This is a genomic window from Rathayibacter sp. VKM Ac-2805 (genome assembly GCF_009834265.1).
In the GTDB taxonomy this organism is placed as follows: domain Bacteria; phylum Actinomycetota; class Actinomycetes; order Actinomycetales; family Microbacteriaceae; genus Rathayibacter.
Window position 1 is genome coordinate 3,067,686 of sequence record NZ_CP047185.1, and the last position, 20,013, is coordinate 3,087,698.

Genomic DNA, 20,013 nt, shown 5'->3' on the forward strand with positions numbered 1-20,013 from the left:
AGGGAGAAGGCGTCCGGGAGCGGACGGATGGGCGCGCGACGGCACGGCGACGCGGACTCCACCGATTTTACGCTCCCGCGGCTCCGCCCAGGCCCGGAGCGGGGCCCGGGGCGCGATCCGGGGCGAAGTCGCAGGCGGCTCAGCCGAGCCAGACCTCCTCCACCCGCGGGAACACGGCGTCGGCGGAGAAGCGCTCACGGAAGCGCGCCCCGGCCTTCTCGACGACCTCGGCCCGGGCGTCCTCGTCGGTGATGAGCTCGGTCAGCGCGGCGGCGAGGCCCTCCACGTCTCCGGGCGCGACCACGCGGCCGCAGCCGTCGCCGAGGACCTCGGGGATGCCGCCGACCGCGGTCGAGACGACGGCGGCGTCGCGGGCGAGGGCTTCGAGGATGAAGATCGGCATCGCCTCGTCGCGCGAGGGCAGGACGGCGATGGACGCCTCGTCGAGCAGGGCGAGCAGGCGGGCGTTCTCGAGCGAGCCGAGGAACTCGATCCCCGGGACGCCGCGGTCGACGACCTCCGGCTCGCGGATCGGACCGGCGACCAGCAGGCGCCAGCCCTCCTTGCCCTCGACCTGCGCCCACGCCTTCTGCAGCACGTCGACGCCCTTGCGGTGGCTGACGACGCCGCCGAAGACGACCGTGCGGGTCTTCTCGCGCGGGGTGCCCTGCTCGAGCGCGTTCGGCACGAGGTGCACGCGCTCGGCGGGGACGTAGCGGCGGCAGATCGCCGAGGTCTCCTCCGAGAGCGAGATGATCTCGTCCGCGCTGCGCAGCACGTCCTTCACCAGGCGCGGGTGCGCGGCGGTGAAGGCGGCGAACTCGCTGCCGTGCAGGTGGGCGACCGTGCGCAGGCCCAGGCGGTGCGCGAGGCGGAGGAGGGACCCCTCGCGGAGGAACGAGCCGCGCTCCGAGAGGTGGACGACGATCACGGCGCCGGGCTCCCGGCGCGCGATCGCGACGATGCGGGCGGCGGCGCCGGCGGCCAGGCGGGCCGCGGCGACGTGCTCGCCCGGAGCGGTGCGGGAGGAGATCACCCGGACGTCCGAGCGCTCGAACGGCCAGCGCAGGTACCCGTTGACGACCTGCGTCATGCCTCCGGGGACCTCTCCGCTGCGGCCGACGTGGTACACCCGCGTCTTCGGGCCGGCAGGGGCTGCCGCGGCGGCCGGGCGGCTGCGGGGCGGCACGGCGAGCAGCGCCTGGATGTCGTCGCGGACGCCGCGGAGGCGCCCGCGGGCGACGAGCAGCTTCTCGAGCAGCTCGCTCCGGCGGGCGACCACGGCGGAGAAGGTCTCGACGCCGGCGGCCGGGGTCGTCCGGGACATGTCGACGGTGACGTCGTGGATCCCGATGGTCTCGAAGTGGCGCGAGGCCTTCGTCGATCCGTCCATCTGCAGGCTCACCGGGGCCGCGCCCTCGGTGAACGCCATGATGATCACGTGCAGCCGGTCGCTCATCGCGACGCGGGCCGTGCGGTAGAGCTCGCGCAGCAGGATCTCGTGCTCGTCGTGGGTGTGCGCCGGATCCCAGTCGAGGATGTCCGCGTCGAGGTCGGCGGCGAGACGGCGGGAGCGCTCGGCGTCGACGGCGACCTGCGTGACGACGACGATGTCGAGGTCCTCGCGCTCGGCGAAGCCCTTGATCGCGGCCAGCCACTCCTGCTCGGGGTACGGGCGGGCGTCCACCTCGTGGTCCTCGCGGAGGGAGAGGACCAGAACGCGCCGCTCCTCGTCGGGCTGCGCGGCGAACGCGGTCAGCTCCGCATCGCTCGAGCCCTCGCCGTAGCCGAGGTCGGGCATGGCGGCGCCGACGCGCATGTAGCCGGCCGTCTTGTCGTCGCGCCAGCGGGTGTAGCTCGAGAGCGCCATCGAGGGCCACATGATCGCGCGGGGCAGCGGGGCGAAGTTGCGGGTGCCCACGCCGGCGCGGATCACGCGGCCGCCGCCGAGGCGCACCAGGGCGATGCCCGGGAGCATCACGAGGTGCTCCTTCATCCCGATCAGGGTCAGCTGGATCTCTCCCGGCTTGAACACCGAGTTCGCCCGGCCGGCGAGGGCCTCGCGGGCGAGCGCCGCGTACCAGCGCAGGAGCGAGCGGTACACCGTGTCGTCCGGGCCCAGGCGCAGGCCGTCGTCGTAGCCCCACGGCGAGTGGCCCACGTAGACGTGGAGCGGACCCGACTCGCGGAGCCAGTCGAGGAGCTGGCGGCGCAGGATGATGTCGCCGATGTTCTCGTACTGGCCGCGGCCGACGGCGAAGATCGATCGGGCAGGTGTCACGGGCGGGCCTTTCGGAGGGGTTCGCGTGGGGGTGACCGGTGCGGAGCGGGGAGCGTCGCGGGTCTCCCCGGTCGATCCTCCTGCCGCGCTGCCGTCGTGGGCCGGGCCGGCCGGGCTCCGCAGGAGCGGGCTCGGGGCCGATGGCGCCCCGGGCAGACTAGCGCAGGCGGGCTCGGCGGCTCGAGGAGGAGTGCTCGCGTCAACAGCCGTTGGTGACCAGGAAGGCCTTGAGGAACGCGCCGGTCTGGTAGACGTACTGGTTCACCAGGTAGTCCAGGCCCATCGGCTCGCCCGAGGGCACCATCGAGAGCTCGCCGGAGTAGCAGCGCTCGATGATCATCTCGGCGCGCACGAGGTGGGAGGCGTTGGTGATCACGATGACGTGGTCCCAGCCGTGCTGCTCGGCCATGTCGCGCAGCTGCCGGGCCTCTCCCTGGGTCGTGAGCGGGTCGGCGGAGTAGCAGAGGACGTCGCCGCCGGGCTCGTTGCACTTCTTGTACTTCTTGGCCTCGTAGGGAGCGTTCATCTCGCCGGGGCCGACCGAGAGCACCATCGTGTCCGTCGCTCCGGAGGTGATGATCCGGCGGGCGAACTCGACGCGCGCCCTCGTGGACGGGCCGAGCACGAAGACCGCGTCCGCCTGCTCGGGGATCGGGTCGATCGGGGGCGTGACGTAGAGCGGGATCCCGGCGCCGAAGAGGGCGAGCACCACGAGGGGGACGAGCAGGAGCCGTCCGATCACGGTGCGAGCGCGGACCCGGGGGCGTCTCGGGCGCTCCCGGGACGGCGGGGTGGACGGGCGGTCGCCGGTCGCGGTCGTGGCCGTGTCCATCGCGTCCTCCCTCTCGTCGGGACCGCCGCTCGGCCCGCGGCGGGTGATCCGCGACGCGGGTGCGACGGCGATCACCAGTGGACAGCCCATCATCGCAGTGTTTCGGCGCGGGGTCGGCCCGGTGAACGCCCGGTCAATTCTCTCGCCCAGCGGCCCGGCCCGGGGCCGTGTCCAGAGTCGCCGGATAGGGTCGCCGTTCCTCGACCGAGCAGCACTCCCCCTCGTCCATTCCGCGGACGGGCATTCCCGGAGTCTCCTCCCGATCCGACATCCGCCCTCCGATCCGTCGTCGACAGCGCGTGTGACCGTTCCGTGTACACGCATGCGCGGCGGTTCGCCAGTCCTTCAGCGGAATCGCTGATATAAGCCCGACCACCACGCCCGAATGGGGTACTACAACCTGAATCCGTCTCATCCAGCCATCAGTCGCAAGGCCCGTCTATAGCGTCGGGAGGACCAGCACCACCCCCTTGAGCAGCCCCCTCGAACCGCCCCCGACGCCCCCTCGAAGACCCGGAGCCGATCGTGAATCCTCAGACGACGCCAGACCCGACCCGCCCTCGCCGACGACGCGCACGCCTCTCCCTCACCACCGCTCTGATCGCCGCTCTCGGCATCCTGGTCGCCCCCCTCACGGCACCCGCCGCCTCCGCGGCCACTCTCGACCCGGGCGCCGGGCAGAGCACGCGGATCCAGGAGACGAACTCCTCGCTGACCTACAGCGGCTCGTGGCGCACGATGACGGGCGGCGACAGCGGCGGCGGGATCAAGTTCCTCAACAGCACCGGCTCCGTCTCGTTCAGCTTCCGCGGCACCGGCTTCAGCTGGGTCAGCCGCACCACCGCCTCCGCCGGCATCGCCACCGTCACGGTCGACGGCGCGAGCACCTCGGTCGACCGGTACACGAAGACCACGGCGTACCAGGTCCCGGTGTTCACGAAGAAGGACCTCGCCGACACCGTCCACACGGTCAAGATCGCCTGGAGCGGCAAGGCCAACAGCTCCGCGAGCGACAAGAACCTGGTCATCGACGCGTTCGACATCACCCGCGCGACTCCCGCCACCGAGGAGCCGACCGACGAGACCGGCGGCGGCGAGGACGACGGCCCCGTGCTCGATCCCTCCGGAGCGACCAGCCTCCTCGTGCAGGAGACCGACCCCGCGCTGCAGTACACCGGCTCGTGGAGATCGATGGCGGGCGGCGACAGCGGCGGCGGGATGAAGTACCTGACCTCCGCCGGATCGGTGGAGTTCACCTTCGTCGGCACGTCGTGGCGCTGGATCAGCCGGAAGACCTCCTCCTCCGGCATCGCCGCGGTCTCGGTCGACGGCGGACCCGTCACCAAGGTCGACCGCTACAGCTCGACCGCGCAGTACCAGGTGCCGGTCTACGAGACGACCGACCTCGCCGAAGGCACGCACACCGTGACCATCTCCTACACGGGGACGAAGAACTCCAAGTCGACCGACAAGAACCTGATCATCGACGCGTTCGTCCTCGCCGAGGACGGCCTCGCGACCGACGCCGTGGAGCTCTCCCCCCTGACCGACGGCTACACCGTCGCCTGGGACGCGCCCTTCAGCTCGCGGGTCGTCTCGTACGACGTGCACCGCTCGAACGAGGACGGCTCCGGCGACACGGTCGTCGGCACCGTCGCCGACCCGGTGCGCCAGTACCGCGACGAGACCGCCGAGGCGGGACGCGCCTACACGTACACCGTCACGGCGACCGACGACGCCGGCCGCGACTCGCGGCTGAAGGAGTCGGCCACCACCTCGGCCGACATCCTCGCCTCCCGCGCCTCGCTGCTCGCGGCCTTCGACTGCCCCGCCGCCACCAAGACGGTGTCGACCTCGGCGCAGCTCGTCACGGCCCTGACCAACCCCTCCTCCGGCGACGTCATCCGCCTGGCCGACGGCGTCTACACCGGCAAGTTCGCCCTCCGCGGCACCGCCGCCCAGCCCGGCTCGATCTGGATCTGCGGCTCGCCCAACGCGGTCCTCACCTCCGGATCCACCTCGAGCGGCACCGCGCTCATCCTGAACACGGTGAGCGACGTGCACCTCGTGGGCTTCTCGGTCCGCAGCTCCTTCCAGGGCATCCAGGTGCTCGCCAGCAAGGGCGTCCAGATGGCCGGCCTGACGGTGAGCGAGATCGGCTACGAGGCGGTCCACTTCCGCAACCAGACCACCGACTCCCTGATCGTCGGCAGCACCATCCGCCGCACCGGCATCGTCTCCGCCAAGTACGGCGAGGGCGTCTACGTCGGCACCTCCGACCGCAACTGGTGCGAGTACAACAGCTGCAACCCTGACCGCACGGCCCGCATCGCGGTCGTGGACAACGCGATCAGCGACACCGGCGCCGAGCCGATCGAGGCCAAGGAGGGCACCCTCGACGGCGACATCATCGGGAACACGGTCCTCGGCGGATCGCGGCTCGCCTCGGACGTCGTCTCGCTGATCCTGGTCTCGGGCAACAGCTGGCTGGCCGCGGGGAACTCCGCCGCGGGCACCACCACCTACGGCTATCAGGTGATCACCCGCGCCGACGGCTCGGGCAACGACAACACCATCAGCGGCAACCTCGCGCTGAAGACCCGGGACGCCGTGGTCTACCTCCACCAGCCGTCCAACTGGTCCACCAGTGGCAACACGCTGAGCTGCTCCAACTCCGGGAAGGACCTGATCGGGAACGTGGCCTGCACGCCGTGACCTGATCCGCCCCCCGCGCGCAGAACCGCCGCCGTCGTCCCTCGACGGCGGCGGTTCTGCGTGTGCCCGCCTCCCGCCGACCAGGCGCGGACGGCGGGGTCGCGCGCGACGACCGCGACCACCGCGGACTCGCGAGGGCGCGGGCGGGCGCTCGGCGTCTCCGGGGCCGCAGGAGTGGGCCGGTCGGACGGTGACGCGATCAGAGCCCGGCTGACGCGCCCGCGCCTCTCCAGCACGCAGAAGTGGGCGGAGTCGCGCGCGGGTACCGCGACTTCTGCGGCCTCGCGGTGTCAGCGGGCTCCCGGGAGCCGGTGAGGCACCTGGTCCGGCCACGGCGGGCGCTGGAGAGGCCGGAGGAGGTCCGGAGGGGCCGGCCATGCCCTGGAGAGCCCGCACGGGCCCGCCCCGGAGAGCCCGCTGGCCTAGGACGGGGACGCCGCCTCCTCTCGAGTCCGCGGAAGTCGGCGTGCTCGCGCGCGACTACCGCGACTCGTGCGGACTCGCGGGGTGAGCGGGCTCGCGGGGGACGGAGAAGGGCCCGGTCCGGCCACGGCGGGCGTTGGAGAGGCTGGGAGGGCGGACGCGCCGGCCAGGCCTCGCAGAGCCCGCACGGGCCCGCCCCGGACAAGCGGCAGTCCCCGGACGCGGAAGAGCGCACCGCGGCCGGGGCCGGGGTGCGCTCTTCCGCAGCGTGCGAGGACGCGATCAGACGATCGCGGGGGCCTTCTGCAGCTTGTGGCGGGCCAGGACGACCGCGCCGACCACGGGGGTGCCGGCGGTCTCGATCCAGTGGACGTCGGCGGCGGCCTGGGGCGAGTCGACCTTGCCCTCGATCAGGACGAGGACGGCGCCGTCGGCCACGCCGCGGAAGGTCGGCGACTGCTCGGTCGCGCCGAGAGTGCCCGTGACGATCAGGACGATGTCGTAGACCTTCTCGAGCTCCTCGACCAGCGCGCGGAGGGCGTCGGTCGGCATCGGCGTACCGGCCTGGGCGCCGCCCGCGGGGAGCAGGTCGACGCGGTCGGTCGAGCGCTTGATGATCGCGTCGTCGAGCGAGGCGGCTCCGGCGAGCACCTCGCGCAGGCCCGGGCGTCCGCCCGAGGCGGAAGCGAGAGCCGAGCCCTCGGCGGTGCCGTCCACGATCACGACGGACGAGCCGAGCACGGCCAGCGCCTTGGCGAGCAGCACCGCGCTGGCGGTGTGCGGGGTCTTCTCGGACGCCGGGGCGATCGCGAAGGAGGAGTACGAGCGGGTGCGCGCGATGGCGGAGAGCTCGAACGCGACGGCCGAGTAGCGGGCCGGGATCTCGGTCGAGTTCAGCATCTCGTCGAGCTTGGTGGCCTTGACCGGGACGATGCCCAGCAGCGGCCGGTCGATCGCGGAGCGGACGTCGTCGCCGCTGCGGAGGCGGCGGTCGAGGGCGGTCAACACGATCGCCACTCCCACGCCGACCACGGCGCCGCCGAGGATGCCGAGCGCGAGCAGGACGAGGATGCCACCGGTGACCGGCAGCTCCGGCGGGAGCGCCTGGCTGAGCACCTGGAGCTGGATCTGCGGGACGGCGACGCCGTTCGTGGTGGTTGCCGGGTCGGCCCCCTTCACGGCCGCGTCGAGCTGGGCGGCGACCGCGTTGGCGATGACCGCGGCCTGCTCGGGCGAGGGGTCGGTGGCCGAGATCGTGATGACCACGGACTCCGGCTCGGCGAGGACGGTCACGCGCTTGGCGAAGTCCTCGATGGGCTCGTCGATGCCGAGGCCGTCGATGACGCCCTGCAGGACGGTGTCCGAGGTGCCGAGGGCGACGGAGGTGACCGTGGCCTGGGAGGCGGCGCTGTTGGCCGCGACCCGGTCCGCGGTCGAGAGGACCCCGGACGAGGAGACCGCGACGTACACGCGTGCGTCCGCCTTGTACTGCGGGAGGAGGACGGCGTTGAGTACCAGGGCCGCCACGGCGCCGAGCAGAGCGAAGGCGACGATGTAGACCCACCTCCGGCCGATGCCGGCGAACAGTCCGTTCAAGGTCATGGTGTGTGGTGTCCCTTTCGTCGACTGCACCGGAGTGCAGGGGGTCTGACTGTAGCGTCGTGATGTGTCGTCCGCGTTGCGCGGACCCGGCCGCGAGGTTTCGCGCGGGAGCGGTGGATCAGAGGTGGGCCTGCAGGAAGGCGAGGATCGCCTTCTTGTTGTTCGGGGTGTTGTTCTGGAGCCCGTGGTGGCCGGAGCCGTCCACGCCGACCTCGGACGCCACTCCGGCGTCCTGCAGGGCGACCTGCATCGCGTCGGCCTGCTCGACCGGGACGAGCTCGTCCTCGGAGGTCAGCCAGATCTGCGGGGCGTCCGTGGAGTCGACCGAGGTGATCGGCGACGCGGGGATGCTCTGCGGGCAGGTCGTCGAGTCGATCTCGTCGCAGTCCAGGTAGGAGAGGATCTGCTCCTTCGCCTCGGGCACCGGCGTGCCCAGCGACATCCCGGTCTCGGTCATGTCGGCGACCGCCGAGAAGGCGACGACCGTCTTGACCCGCGAGCCCTCGGTGAGGGAGCCCTCGCCGAGCGTGCCCATGGTCGCTCCGATGATCGCTCCGGCGGAGCTGCCCATCACGCCGATGCGGGCGGGGTCGAGGCCGAAGCGCGTGACCTGCGCGGGCTCGCGCAGCCACTCCACAGCGGCCTGCGCGTCCTCGATCTGGCCGGGGTACCGGCTGTCCTGGAGGAGGCGGTAGTCGACGGAGACCGAGACGAAGCCGCGCTCGGCGTAGTACTCGCAGAGCTCGGTCATCCCGCCCTCGTCGCGGGCGCCGTCGACGAACCCTCCGCCGTGCAGCATCAGCAGCGCGGGGCGGTCGGTGCCGCCCGCGGTGGGGAGGCAGGCGTCGGCCTTCAGCGAGACGCCGTCGACCGAGCGGTACTCGATCGCCTTCTCGGTCGTGAAGCCGTCGGGCGTGCGGACGGGCTCGGGCTGCGAGGAGCAGCCGGCGAGCCCGAGGGCGACGGCCACGACGGCCGCCAGGACTCCGGCTCTGCGTGCTCGTGTCGTCTTCACTCGTGGGACTCCGCTCTCTTCTTCTCGTGACTGGGGGAGGTGCCGGGCTCATCGGCCGGGACCGCGGCGGGATCGGAGACGACTCCGGGGCCGCGCGCAGGGACGGGCACGGGCTTGCGCCGCTTGCCGGGGCCGCCGAGGGCGGCCGGGGGGACGTAGATCCACTTGACCTTCGAGAGGTAGCGGGTCACGAAGAGCGAGAGGACGACCGCGAGCACCATCACGACAAGCAGCAGCGGCACCTCGAAGCCGCCGATCTCGGAGCGGTCCTCGGGGAGGATCACCCGCAGGATCGTGATGGCGATCACGATGAAGTAGAGGTGCAGCAGGTAGATGTGCAGGCTGCGCTCGCCGCAGATCGTGAAGAAGTTCAGGAATCGCACTCGGGAGAGGGCCCGCGACACGAGGATGCCCATCGCGACGGCGGCCATCTGGCCGGCGAGGGCGAGGAACGGCACCCAGCGGATCGGGAAGAGGAAGAGCACCGCGCTCAGCACGACGAAGACCGGAGTGACGTAGAGGAACGCGCGGCTCCCCTTCTGCTCGACGAAGTCGATGATCCTCTTCGAGTAGAGCGTGCCCACCAGGAAGAAGACGAACAGGGCGCCGATGCGGTTCCAGCCCACGTTGGTCGTGTTGAGGAGACCGGTGGTGAACATCGTCCCCATCACCGCGGCGAGGGCGACCTGCACGCGGTGGTCGACCTTGCGCAGGAGCCACGCGCCGAGCGTGAAGAGGACGAGGCCGTAGATGAACCAGTAGCTGCTGCTGGGCCAGAAGAACAGCAGGAGCAGGTTGAGCGGGTCGGTCGCGGGGAGCTCGCCGAGTCCGCCGTTCGCGAGCGGCACGACCAGGTAGAAGGCCATGCGGATCACGGACCAGACCACGTAGAGCCAGAGCAGCGGGTACAGCCTGCGGCGCCAGAGGTCGCCGAAGCTCCAGGTGCGGATGCGCGAGCCGAAGAGACCGGACACCAGGAAGAAGAGGGGCATCGGGAACAGCTCGAACACGACCTTGATGCGGCCGAGAGTGTTCTCGACCCCGATGTCACCGAGGTACAACGACGTGTGGTAGTACACGACCATCAGGATGGCGGCACCCTTGGCGAAATCCACCCATTCGCGTCGGGCCCCGCCCGCAGGCTTCAGCAGCTTCATTCTCTCCCCCTTGTGCCCGGTCGTACCGCTCGTGAATTCCATCCGAGGTGAACAAGGCTCAGAGAAGGACGCAGGCTCGGTCGCAGAATGCGACCGAGGATCAAGACTAAGGGTGTATCGTCCGCGCCGCACATTCGGCTGAATAGTGACGAGGACTCGATTGCCGGGAAGCGCACTCCGGCCTCTCCGCTCACCGGGGGGACGACGGTCACCGGCGTCCGTTCCCGGCGCTCATCGCCGCACGGTAGAGCGCGGGCGCCGCGGCGGCGAGCCCGAAGAGGACGGAGCGCTTCAGGTCGCGCCGGCGCACGAGCGCGACCAGGTGCCGGAGCCCCGCCTCGTCGTGCGCGGCCCGCCAGAGCCGGTCGGCCTCCTCGGGGCTGTGCGCGCCCGAGGTGGCGTCCTTGAAGCGGGAGAGCAGGGAGAAGCGCGCGCGGTAGTAGGAGTAGTCCTGCGAGTCGAGGAGGCGCGGGTCGAGCCCGCGGGCCGTCCGCTCGATCACGGCGGCGAGCCCGGCGAGCGAGTCGGCGCGCTTCGCGCCCGAGCGGATGATCGAGCCCGAGCGGAGGCGGTACTCGTAGACGGAGTCGGGGACGACGACGACCTCGTCGGCCGCGGCGAGCAGCTGCGCGACCTGCGCCTGGTCCGAGTGCTGGCGGATCCGCGTGAAGTCGATGCCGTCGAAGAGCTCGCGGCGGAACAGCTTGTTCCAGAGGTGCCCGGTCAGCTCCCCGACCAGGAGCGCGGTGAAGGCGCCCCGGCCCGAGAGCGCGAGCGGGCCGCGCAGGGAGCCGACGGGCGTGGATCCGGTGGCGTCGACCGTGACCGCCTGGGCGACCACCACGTCGGCGCGGCCCGCCTCCCCCGCGGTGAGCATGGCCTCGACCGCGGTCTCCGGCCACTCGTCGTCGGCGTCGACCAGCCAGACCCATTCGCCGGCGGCCTCGCCGACGGCGCGCTCGCGAGCGGCGGCGACGCCCTGGTTCTCGTCCCAGCGCAGGTAGCGGATCCGTTCGTGCTCCTCGGCGAACGCGCGGCCGATCGCCTCGGTCCCGTCGGTCGAGGCGTCGTCGACCACGAGGATCTCGAGCTCGGCGTGGGTCTGCCGCAGCAGGCGCTCCAGGGCCGAGGCGAGGTGCGCCTCCTCCTGGTGCGCCGGGACCACCACCGAGACGAGGGTCACTTCTGCCCCACGACCCGGCGGAGCACCGTCTCGAGGTCGCGGCCGCTCGACTCCAGCGAGAAGCGGTCGAGCCAGCGGTCGATGCCGGTGATCTCGAGCTCGCTCGCGCGGATCAGCGCGTCGGCGAGGTCGGAGGCGGAGGGGGTGAGCGCGAGCTCGCCGGTGAGGCCGGGGACGATCGCGTCCGCGACTCCGAGCGCCCCGGACACGGCGACCGAGGGGACGCCGGCGGCGGCCGCCTCGACCAGCACGTTGCCGAAGCCCTCGCGCAGCGACGGGAGCAGCACGACGGCGTTCTCGTCGAAGTGGTGGAACCAGTCCTCGACCCAGCCCATGTCCTGGAAGTCCACGCCGCGCGCGGTCGCCTCCGCCTTCATGCTGCCGAGCAGCGGGCCGCCGCCGAAGGAGACGACCTTCGCGGGGATGCCGCGGCGCTCCAGCTCCTCGGCCGCGAGGATCGCGAGCTCGGGGCGCTTCTGGACGACGAGGCGGCAGGGCAGCACGATCTGCAGGCCCGCCGCGGTGCCGGGGGTGCGCGAGACCTGGCGGGAGCGGTCGACCTTGGCGGTCGCCGGGTTCGGCACGACGGTGCAGCGCTCGCCCGAGACGCCGAAGCCGGCGACGAGCTCGCCCGCGACGGGGTGCGAGATCGCGATGACGTGGTCGGCGCGTCGGTAGAGCGTCTTGGCGAGCCCGAGCTGCACCTTCTGCGTCCTCGAGAAGCCCGGGATGCCGAGCGAGACGAGGTTGCGCTCGCTCACGATGGTCTTCGGGCGGTCCGCTTTCGCGGTCATCTCGGCCGAGGCCAGGAGCACGATGTTCGGGTAGCCCTGCAGGGCGACCGCGACGTCGGGGGTGCGGCGGCGGAACAGCTCCTTGAGCATCCGCGCCTTGCCGACGTGGCCCTTGCCCTCGCCGATGCGGTGCAGCACCGCGCCCTCGGGGAGGTACTCGTCGGTGCCCTTCACCGAGGTGGTGACGACGTCGACGTGGTGGCCCTGCTCGAGGAGCCAGCCCATCCAGGTGCGGGCGACGAACTCGGCCCCGCCGCCGTGCAGCGACGTGACGACGAACATGATCCGCATACGCGGTCCCTTCTCCTGCGCCGCGCTCATCGCACGACCTCCGCGCCGAGGCCGCGGGTGTTGAGCGCCGAGAGGCGGCGCACCTCGGGCATGGCCGCGTCGATGGTGGCGCGCACGCCGCCGTCGCCCGGCTCCGCGAGGATGCGGTCGATCACCGGGAGGACGCGGTCGGCGAAGCCGGGGACAGGCTCGACGCACAGCTGCGGCAGGCCGATGAGGCGCATGATGCCCTCGACCTTGCCCTGGGTGGCGAGGGTGATCGCGGGGACGCCGAGCGAGAGCGACATGATCGCGAGGTGCATGCGGCCGGTGACGGTCAGCAGGGCGTCCTCGGCGAGGCCGCGGATCTCGGCGGGCATGAGCACGCGGTCGACGACGGTGACGCCCTCGGATCCCACGCGCTCGGCGACCGCGCGGACGGCCACCTTGTCGTCGCCGATGGGGCGGGAGACGTGCGGGAGGAGCACGACGTGCACGCCGGCGGCGCGGAGGCGGTCGACGATGCGCTCGTACTCCGGCACCTGGTCGACCATGCCGGCGACGAGGGCGCTCGCGTTCACGAGCGCGAAGGGGACGCCCTCGGGCAGTCCCAGCCCCTCGCGGAAGCTGCGGTCGCGGGTGCGCGCCGAGAAGACGATGTCCGTGACCTCCTCGACGCGCTGCACGCCGATGCTCCGGGCGCGCTCCGCCGAGAGCGGATCGCGCAGCATCGGGACGACGCCGGCGCGGGAGGCGGCGATCAGGGAGCGGCGGGCGGCGAGGCGGGCCGCCGCGTTCCAGGAGAAGCCGAGGATGCGCGTGGGCACCCCTGCCTCGGCGGCCGCCTGCGCGAGCAGGGAGCGGCGGACCGAGCCGCGGAGGCTGTACTTGCCGTCCATCATGTCGGCGCCGACGACCGAGACCGAGCGGGCGCGGCGGATCAGCGCGGCGTAGGCGCGGAGGTCGGCGGCGTGCGCGTCGCCCACTCCGTAGACCAGGTGCGGGAGCTCGACGACCTCGACCCGGTCGGCCTGCTCCTCGGGGATCACGACGTCGCCGGCGTAGCGCTGGACGACCACGACAGGACCGGTGGTGTTCTCGAGGAACGCCTCCAGCATCGCCTGGTCGCCGATGTTGCCGCTGCCGGGAGCGGCGATCACGAGGTGCGACTCGGGCTCGGGTCGGAGGTCCGCGAGGGCGGCGCGGAGCACCGCCGCGTCGCGGCGGGCGGGCAGGCGGGTCGTCGTGACGAAGTCCTTCTTCCAGGACTTGACGACGCCGAGCTTGAGTTTCATCGATCTCTTTCGGTGGGGGGAACGGCGGCGGGAGGCCGCTCGGAGTCGGGAGTGTCGGCCGTGACGGCTCCGTCGACCAGCGCGCTGTCACCGGTGGGGCTGGTGGCGTCGACCGTGGCCGGGGCGGGAGCGGCGGCCGGGCGGCTGCGGCGGAAGTGGCGGCGCAGGTCGGCGAGGCCGAGGATCTGGCGGCGGAACGCGGGGAGGATCAGCATCCAGAGCCCGACCCCGACCAGGACGGCGGCACCGCCCACGAGGAGGCGGAGGACGGGCTGGTCGGCGGCGATCCAGACGGTGGAGAAGGAGGAGCCCACCGTGATCGAGCCGAACGCGATGCCGCTGCGGAGGCCGTTGGTGAACATCTCGCGGGCGGGGGCGTCGGAGGTGCGGCCGATCCAGATCAGCGCGATCGGCCAGGTGAGGGCGAGCGAGCCGGCGTACGCGACCGCGACGCCCGTCACTCCCCAGTTGGAGCCGAGCAGGATCAGGACGACCATCAGCGGGCGGGTCGCCAGGCTGTACCAGACGCTCTGGCGCACGAGGCCCTTGGAGAGGAACACCCACCAGGAGCAGTACGCCGTGGCCTGGAAGAACCCGGCCACGAGCAGGATCTGGAAGATCGGGACCGAGGCGAGCCAGCGCTCCCCCAGCAGGATCCGGATGACCGAGTCGGACTGGGAGCCGAGGACGGCGAGCACGAGGCCCATCACCGTCAGCATCGCCGACTGGCCGAAGAGGATGAACGTGCGGAACCGCTCGCGCTCGTCCTGCAGCTTGGAGAGCACGGGCAGGGCGACGCGCTGCGCCGGGGCGTTCAGCTGCTGCAGCGGCAGCATCATCAGCTGGAACGCGCGGTTGTAGAGGCCCAGGTCGACCGGGCCGAAGCGCGCGCCGATGATGACGGAGTCGACGTTCTTGCTCGCGTAGGTCAGCGCCTGGGTCGCGAAGACGCCGCCTCCGTAGCGGAGGAAGTGGCCCATCGCCTCGCCGCGGCGGTAGCGGCCGGGACGCCAGCCCGTGATGAAGACCAGCATCAGCACGCCGATGAGCGGCTGCACGACCTGGCTCGCGGCCAGCGCCCAGTAGCCGGCGCCGCCGAGCGCCATCAGCACGCCGACCACGAGGCCCAGCACCTGGCCGACGATGTCGACCAGGGTGAGCTTCACGAAGCGGAGGTGCCGGGCGAGGTCGGCGCGGAACTGCGTCGAGATCCCGTTGAGGAGGAAGGTCGAGGAGAGCACGACGGTCAGCAGCTGGAGCCGGTCGTCGCCGTAGAGGGCGGCGATCGGCCACGAGGCCGCGATGACCAGCAGGGTGAGGGTGAGGCCGATGCCCGCGTTCATCCAGAACAGATTGCTCTTCTGGCCCGGCGTGATCTCCTTCGCCTGGATGGCGGCGGAGGAGAGGCCGAAGTCGCGGAAGATCTCGCCGATGCCGATGATCGCCGTGACCATCGCGAGCAGGCCGTAGTCGGCCGGCGCGAGCAGGCGCGCGAGGACGACGATGCTGCCCAGCTGGACGGCGATGCGGATCGCCTGCCCGCCGATCGTGACGGCGGCGCCGCGGCTCGCGGAGCGGCCGAGGCTCGGAGACGGCTTCTGCGTGGTCCCGGTCATCGGGTCGAGCCCTTCTTGGTGGCGATCGCGCCCTCGTAGGCCTTCTTGAGCTGGAGTCCGAGCACGTCCCAGTCGCGACCGGAGAGGGCGGGGAGCCCCTCCGGCGGACGGGTGCGCGTGCGCTCGAGCGCGGAGGTGATCCGCTCGGGCGTGAGATCGCCGTCGTACTCGATCACCCAGTCGCTGCCGACCTCCTCGGCCAGGGCCGTGTTGGTGGGCGTGCGCGGCACCAGGATCGGCCGGCCGAGCGAGAGCGCGACCAGGATCGAGCCGGAGTTGTGCATCTCGCGGTAGGGCAGGACGATCAGCTCGGCCCGGCCGATCTCGTCGACCATCTCGGCGTCGTCGACCCGGCGGAGCGTGGTCCGCACCCGGGTGTCGCGGGCGGCCCGCTCCTCGACCAGCTCGCGCTGGCCCGTGCTGGGGCTGCCGACCACGTGCAGGGAGAGGGAGTCGTCCTCCACGCCGCGGAAGACGTCCATCAGCTCGACGACGCCCTTGTAGGGGCGGATGATGCCGAAGTAGAGGACGCGGCCGTGCTCGCGCTCGGGCAGCGGGTGCTGCGCGAACTGGTCGCGGTAGTGGCCGTGCAGCACCGTGACGGCGGGCGCCCGGCCGGGAGTGACGGTCGTGGGGTTCAGGCGGACGAACAGGTCGGTCGCGCGGTCGATCCGGGCCAGGGAGCGGCGCTCGGCGGCGGGACCGAGCTCGTGCGGGTGCAGGTTGTGCACCGTGCGCACGAGCGGGATGCGCTGGAGCGCGAGGCGCACCAGCAGCACGTCGAGAGCGCGGCGGCGCAGGAAGCGGTGCAGCGGGCTGCGGCCGCGGATCATCAGCTCGGGCCAGTGCACGTGCAGCACGTCGTAGTCGGCGAGCAGGGCGCTGCGCCAGGAGAAGAACAGCAGCTCGACGCCGGGCGCGAGGCCGTCGACGATCGAGTCGACGTACTGCGTGGTCGAGTCCGGCGGCGCGAGCGACTGCTGGACGACGAGCGCGGCCGGCGACGAGTCGTTCCTGCGGGAGCGGCGGCTCACCGCTCGCCCCGCATCCCGACGGCCATCGGCGCGTCGAAGATCCGCGCCCCGAGGGGCTGGCGCATCCGGATGCCCTTCGAGAAGTCGGGGACGTGCACCGGGTTCAGACAGATGATGACGAGGAAGCCCAGGAGCAGGTGGCTGGGGCGGACCGCGTCGATGGCGTTGTAGCCGGCGAGGCAGACCATGAAGCCGAGCAGGCCGGCCGCGGGGCCGACGTCGCGACGGCTGAGCGTGGCGCCGAACATCGCGGCCACCATGATCACGAAGAACAGCAGGCCGGGGATGCCGACGCTGATCAGCAGCTGCAGGAACGAGTTCTCGATGACCACGTCCGAGAACCGCCTGCCGCTGATGCCGGACGTCGCCGCTCCGGAGCCGAGCCAGTGCGTGAGCTCGGCCGCCTTCAGCGACACGGTCACCGCGAGGTCGCGGGCGCCGGCCGAGATGGAGGCGTCGAGGTTGTTGTTGCGGGCGGTGACGGGCTCGAAGTTCAGGACTCCGACGCCCGCGATGAGGCCGGCGATCAGGATCGAGCCGGGCCGGAGCAGCGAGCGGTCCGGGTTGAGGAAGCCGACGGCGACGAGCGCGACGACGACCGCGACGGCGATGGCCGCCATCGGTCCGCGCGAGACGGTCGCGACGACACCGCCCGAGGCCAGGATGCCCAGCAGCAGGTCCGACTTGCGGGAGCCCTGGAGCCAGGAGCCGAAGGCGAGCCCGGCGCCCACGGTGAGGAAGGTGCCGGCGAGCAGCGGGTGTCCGAAGGTGATCTCGGCGCGGTAGAGCGACCAGTGCTGGTCCTGCTCGTAGCCGAGGGCGCCGTAGACGGCACCGAGGATCGGGGAGCTCTGCGCGACCAGCTCGAGGGCGGCGTAGAGGGCGAGCAGCCCGGAGAGGATCACCCACGTCTTGCGCAGCAGCACGGCCTCGCGCTGGGCGTCGAAGACGAGCATCGGCACGCCCACGCAGATCGCGAAGCTGAACAGCCACGAGACGCCCTCGCTCGCGAAGGAGCCGCGCACCGTCGCCACGGCCGACCAGAGCATGAGGGCGATGAACGCGAGGATCACCACGGCCCGCCACGGGGAGAGCACGAGCTCGCGGGTCCACGCCTTGACGGGGGCGCGCCACAGCTCGGGAGCGAGCCCGCGCCGGATCGCCCAGATCACGAGGATGACCGCCCAGAGCGTCATGCGGAACGTCAGGGTCGAGGGGGTGAGCGGCGTCGGGACGAGCGCGAAGAACGCGAGCGCCATCGCCGGCAGCCAGTGCGCGGGGACCCGCAGCAGAACGTAGGCGCCGACGATGCCGCCGACTCCGGCGGCGATCACCAGGAGGCCGGTGGCCGGCTCCCGGGTCGAGAAGATGTACCCCATCCCGAGGACGATCACCAGGGCGACCGAGAAGAGCGCGCCGACGAGGAGTCGTCGCGGGAGGATGTCGATCACGTCAGGGAGTCCTTCTGGCGTCGGAGCGGAGTGGTGGAGGAGGGGGCGGGCGGTGCGGCGCTCACGGGAGTGGTCCCGTCGGCCTCGATGAGGATCGCGATGCCCTCGCGAGCCGCCTCTCGGCGGCTGGGACGCCTGCGATGCCGTGCCCTCCTCCTCCACTGCTCGACCCTGGCGCCGACCCCCGGGGAGGAGGGGTCGCGTCGGTCCTGCCGCGGATCAGGCGGGGCCCTCCTGGAGCCAGCGGCGGAAGGTCTCGACCGAGTCCTTGTTGGTGGTGGTCGGGACGATGTGGCCGCCCTGGTAGCCGTCGCTGCTGTGGTACGCGATCGTCGCCTCCTTGGCGACGGGCAGCGCCAGGCGGCGGAGACGTCCGCCGTGGAGCTCGGCGGGAGCGAGCTGGTCGGCCGTGCCGGCGCTGACGCGCAGGCGGATGCCCTTCCACGCGTCCTGCGGCAGCCGGGCGGGGTTGGTCGCGCGCATCAGCGCCCGGTCTCCGCCGTACACCGCGAGGACGCGGTTCGGCTGGGTGTCGTCGCGCGCCGCGAGGTCCTCGACGTCGAAGACGCTGCTGGCGTGGTACGCCCCGTAGATGTTCGGCACCATCTTCTTCGCGTAGGCCCAGCACATCATCGCTCCGCCGCCGGAGTTCGAACGGAGGAAGCTCGCGCGGACGTTCCAGAGGCTCTGCACCCAGGCCGTGGCCGCCGTCTGCACGGCGAGCGCGGTGGGGTTGGTGTAGTTGCTCGGGCCGCCGAAGTCGGGGCTGATGCTGACGAAGCCCAGGTCGACGAGCGGATCCGCCGAGTAGCTGTACGCGTTGTCGAGAGCTTTGTAGCTGCTGCCGCTGGCGTGGTAGAACCAGGCGACCGGCACCGAGGAGCCTGAATTCGGCTTCGCCGAGTGCGGGACGAAGAGACGGGTGGAGTCGTTGCCGATCTTGACGTCGATGATCTCGTACGGCTTCCTGCCGTTCCTCGAGATCGCGGTGTCGAGGCGCGAGACCTCGCCCGGGAGCCTCGGGATCACGCTGTAGTTCGGCGCGGCGAGCGCCGGGGTCGCTACGAGAGCGGAGGCGGTCGCGGCGGCTCCGACAGCGGAGGCGGCGAGCAGGAGGCGGCGCGAGAGGCCGCGCGGGGTGTCAGTCATATCGAGAATCCTTCGGAGCTTTCGCCATCAGTGTCGAGTCGGCCGACCATTCCGAATTCGACGCACATGAAGTGACGTCCGGCCCCCCAACCCATTCGAGAGTGTACGGGCCGCGGATGACGCGTGGATGTCGTTCTCATCACGTCTGGTCGCGCGGGCGGGGATCAGCGGGAGGAGGGGAAGAGTCGGCGGGAGAGGCCCGAGGACTTCTCGGCCGTCTCGTGCACCACGAAGGGCACGGCGGAATCGGCGGAGACGACCCGCCTCGCCGCGGCGAGTTCGAGCGTCTCGCGGGAGAGGCCCTCGATGTCGACGGTGACCGCGAGGCCGGAGTCGGCCAGGCGGGTGGCGATCTGCACCTGGTGGTCGTCGACGTGCTCGCCGAACGAGGCGCGGCGCGGGACCAGGATCGGCACCCGGCCCTGCTCGATGGCGCTGAGCGCGGTGCCCACTCCCCCGTGCGCGATGACGACGTCGGCCGCCTTCATCGCGGCGTTGAGCTCGTCGTGCGGCACGGAGTGGCGGCCGTCGATCCCGAGCCCGGAGACGTCGTTCGCCCCGGTCTGCCAGAGCACCTCCACGCCCTCGAGCAGCGGCGCGAGCGCGGCGAAGAATCGGGGGAACGGGTAGCCGTCCTGCGTGCCGACCGAGACCACGGCGCGGCGGATCGGCTGCGGGACGACGTCCTCGACGCGGTAGGTGTCGAAGATCGAGCCGCCGAAGCTCCAGCGGTCGTCGGCCCAGGAGCGGTACTGGGTGTAGGTCGAGACGGCGGGGACCCGGGCGAGGATCCGACCGGTCATCGACGGGCCGAGCACGCGGGCGGCGCTCTCGATGTAGTGCGCGGGGATGCCGCGCGAGGCCGCGAGCGGCAGGAAGGAGAGGGCGGGGCTGGCGCCGGTGCTGAAGACGGCGTCGAAGGACCCGCGGGCCAGCAGGGAGCGGCCGATCATCGCGTTGCGGAGCACCGGCACCACGGCGCGGGGCGGCGGATCGGCGAGGTGGGTCACGCGCCGGTCGGCGAGGAGGGTGCGGCTGAGGGCGCTGTCGACGGTCGCCCAATGCTGCTCCTCCGGGTCGACTCCGAGGAGTCCCGAGAGGGCGAACATCTCCTTGAGATGCCCGCCGCCGGAGCAGACGAAGAGATACGAAGCCATACGCGCCTTCACTGGTGATGATCGAGATAACAGGCGTGT

Annotated in this window: 14 protein-coding genes; 1 reads left to right on the forward strand and 13 read right to left on the reverse strand. The window is 71.9% G+C overall.

Annotated elements, in window-relative coordinates; translation table 11 throughout:
- Positions 1-139 precede the first annotated feature (139 nt).
- Positions 140-2,281 (reverse strand): glycosyltransferase family 4 protein, encoded by a 2,142-nt coding sequence (locus GSU40_RS14425; RefSeq protein ID WP_104226626.1) that lies wholly within the window; start codon positions 2,279-2,281, stop codon positions 140-142.
- 199 nt (positions 2,282-2,480) lie between these two features.
- Positions 2,481-3,203: a YdcF family protein gene (locus tag GSU40_RS14430; RefSeq protein ID WP_160035468.1), complete on the reverse strand. Its 723-nt coding sequence runs from the start codon at positions 3,201-3,203 to the stop codon at positions 2,481-2,483.
- Between the two features lie 435 nt (positions 3,204-3,638).
- Between GSU40_RS14430 and GSU40_RS14435 the strand changes: the two genes are divergently transcribed.
- Positions 3,639-5,828, forward strand: coding sequence for a hypothetical protein (locus tag GSU40_RS14435; RefSeq protein WP_160035470.1), 2,190 nt, complete (start codon positions 3,639-3,641; stop codon positions 5,826-5,828).
- A 705-nt stretch (positions 5,829-6,533) separates the two neighbouring features.
- Here GSU40_RS14435 and GSU40_RS14440 read toward each other — a convergent pair.
- The 11 genes from GSU40_RS14440 to GSU40_RS14490 form a co-directional block, all read right to left on the reverse strand.
- The gene (locus GSU40_RS14440; RefSeq protein WP_104350119.1) at positions 6,534-7,853 is read right to left on the reverse strand and encodes a Wzz/FepE/Etk N-terminal domain-containing protein; all 1,320 of its coding nucleotides are present in this window, start codon (positions 7,851-7,853) and stop codon (positions 6,534-6,536) included.
- Between the two features lie 118 nt (positions 7,854-7,971).
- On the reverse strand, positions 7,972-8,868 hold the full coding sequence (locus GSU40_RS14445; protein WP_104247646.1) for an alpha/beta hydrolase: 897 nt from the start codon (positions 8,866-8,868) through the stop codon (positions 7,972-7,974).
- Positions 8,865-10,025, reverse strand: coding sequence for an acyltransferase family protein (locus GSU40_RS14450; protein ID WP_159940775.1), 1,161 nt, complete (start codon positions 10,023-10,025; stop codon positions 8,865-8,867). Before GSU40_RS14450 ends, GSU40_RS14445 begins: the two co-directional genes overlap by 4 nt.
- A 208-nt stretch (positions 10,026-10,233) precedes the next feature.
- A complete protein-coding gene (locus tag GSU40_RS14455; protein ID WP_160035472.1) occupies positions 10,234-11,208 on the reverse strand; it encodes a glycosyltransferase family 2 protein in 975 nt (324 codons plus the stop codon).
- A complete protein-coding gene (locus GSU40_RS14460) occupies positions 11,205-12,323 on the reverse strand; it encodes a glycosyltransferase (protein WP_104222481.1) in 1,119 nt (372 codons plus the stop codon). Before GSU40_RS14460 ends, GSU40_RS14455 begins: the two co-directional genes overlap by 4 nt.
- Positions 12,320-13,567, reverse strand: coding sequence for a polysaccharide pyruvyl transferase family protein (locus GSU40_RS14465; protein ID WP_104233543.1), 1,248 nt, complete (start codon positions 13,565-13,567; stop codon positions 12,320-12,322). Before GSU40_RS14465 ends, GSU40_RS14460 begins: the two co-directional genes overlap by 4 nt.
- Positions 13,564-15,183: a lipopolysaccharide biosynthesis protein gene (locus tag GSU40_RS14470; protein ID WP_160035474.1), complete on the reverse strand. Its 1,620-nt coding sequence runs from the start codon at positions 15,181-15,183 to the stop codon at positions 13,564-13,566. The genes GSU40_RS14465 and GSU40_RS14470 overlap by 4 nt, the downstream gene beginning before the upstream one ends.
- Positions 15,180-16,217 carry a glycosyltransferase gene (locus GSU40_RS14475; RefSeq protein WP_160035476.1) on the reverse strand — a complete coding sequence of 346 codons (1,038 nt, stop codon included), beginning with the start codon at positions 16,215-16,217 and terminating at the stop codon, positions 15,180-15,182. The genes GSU40_RS14470 and GSU40_RS14475 overlap by 4 nt, the downstream gene beginning before the upstream one ends.
- A complete protein-coding gene (locus GSU40_RS14480; RefSeq protein ID WP_104283050.1) occupies positions 16,214-17,668 on the reverse strand; it encodes a hypothetical protein in 1,455 nt (484 codons plus the stop codon). The genes GSU40_RS14475 and GSU40_RS14480 overlap by 4 nt, the downstream gene beginning before the upstream one ends.
- A gap of 219 nt (positions 17,669-17,887) precedes the next feature.
- Positions 17,888-18,817 (reverse strand): hypothetical protein, encoded by a 930-nt coding sequence (locus GSU40_RS14485; protein ID WP_104329468.1) that lies wholly within the window; start codon positions 18,815-18,817, stop codon positions 17,888-17,890.
- A 164-nt stretch (positions 18,818-18,981) separates the two neighbouring features.
- Positions 18,982-19,974 (reverse strand): glycosyltransferase, encoded by a 993-nt coding sequence (locus GSU40_RS14490; RefSeq protein ID WP_104260670.1) that lies wholly within the window; start codon positions 19,972-19,974, stop codon positions 18,982-18,984.
- Positions 19,975-20,013 lie beyond the last annotated feature (39 nt).

Bases quoted from the DNA above. Each gene is read 5' to 3' on its own strand.
- GSU40_RS14490 (WP_104260670.1), bottom strand. From the start codon at position 19,974: ATGGCTTCGTATCTCTTCGTCTGCTCCGGCGGCGGGCATCTCAAGGAG.
- GSU40_RS14450 (WP_159940775.1), bottom strand. From the start codon at position 10,025: ATGAAGCTGCTGAAGCCTGCGGGCGGGGCCCGACGCGAATGGGTGGAT.
- GSU40_RS14470 (WP_160035474.1), bottom strand. From the start codon at position 15,183: ATGACCGGGACCACGCAGAAGCCGTCTCCGAGCCTCGGCCGCTCCGCG.
- GSU40_RS14460 (WP_104222481.1), bottom strand. From the start codon at position 12,323: ATGAGCGCGGCGCAGGAGAAGGGACCGCGTATGCGGATCATGTTCGTC.
- GSU40_RS14465 (WP_104233543.1), bottom strand. From the start codon at position 13,567: ATGAAACTCAAGCTCGGCGTCGTCAAGTCCTGGAAGAAGGACTTCGTC.
- GSU40_RS14440 (WP_104350119.1), bottom strand. From the start codon at position 7,853: ATGACCTTGAACGGACTGTTCGCCGGCATCGGCCGGAGGTGGGTCTAC.
- GSU40_RS14430 (WP_160035468.1), bottom strand. From the start codon at position 3,203: ATGGGCTGTCCACTGGTGATCGCCGTCGCACCCGCGTCGCGGATCACC.
- GSU40_RS14485 (WP_104329468.1), bottom strand. From the start codon at position 18,817: ATGACTGACACCCCGCGCGGCCTCTCGCGCCGCCTCCTGCTCGCCGCC.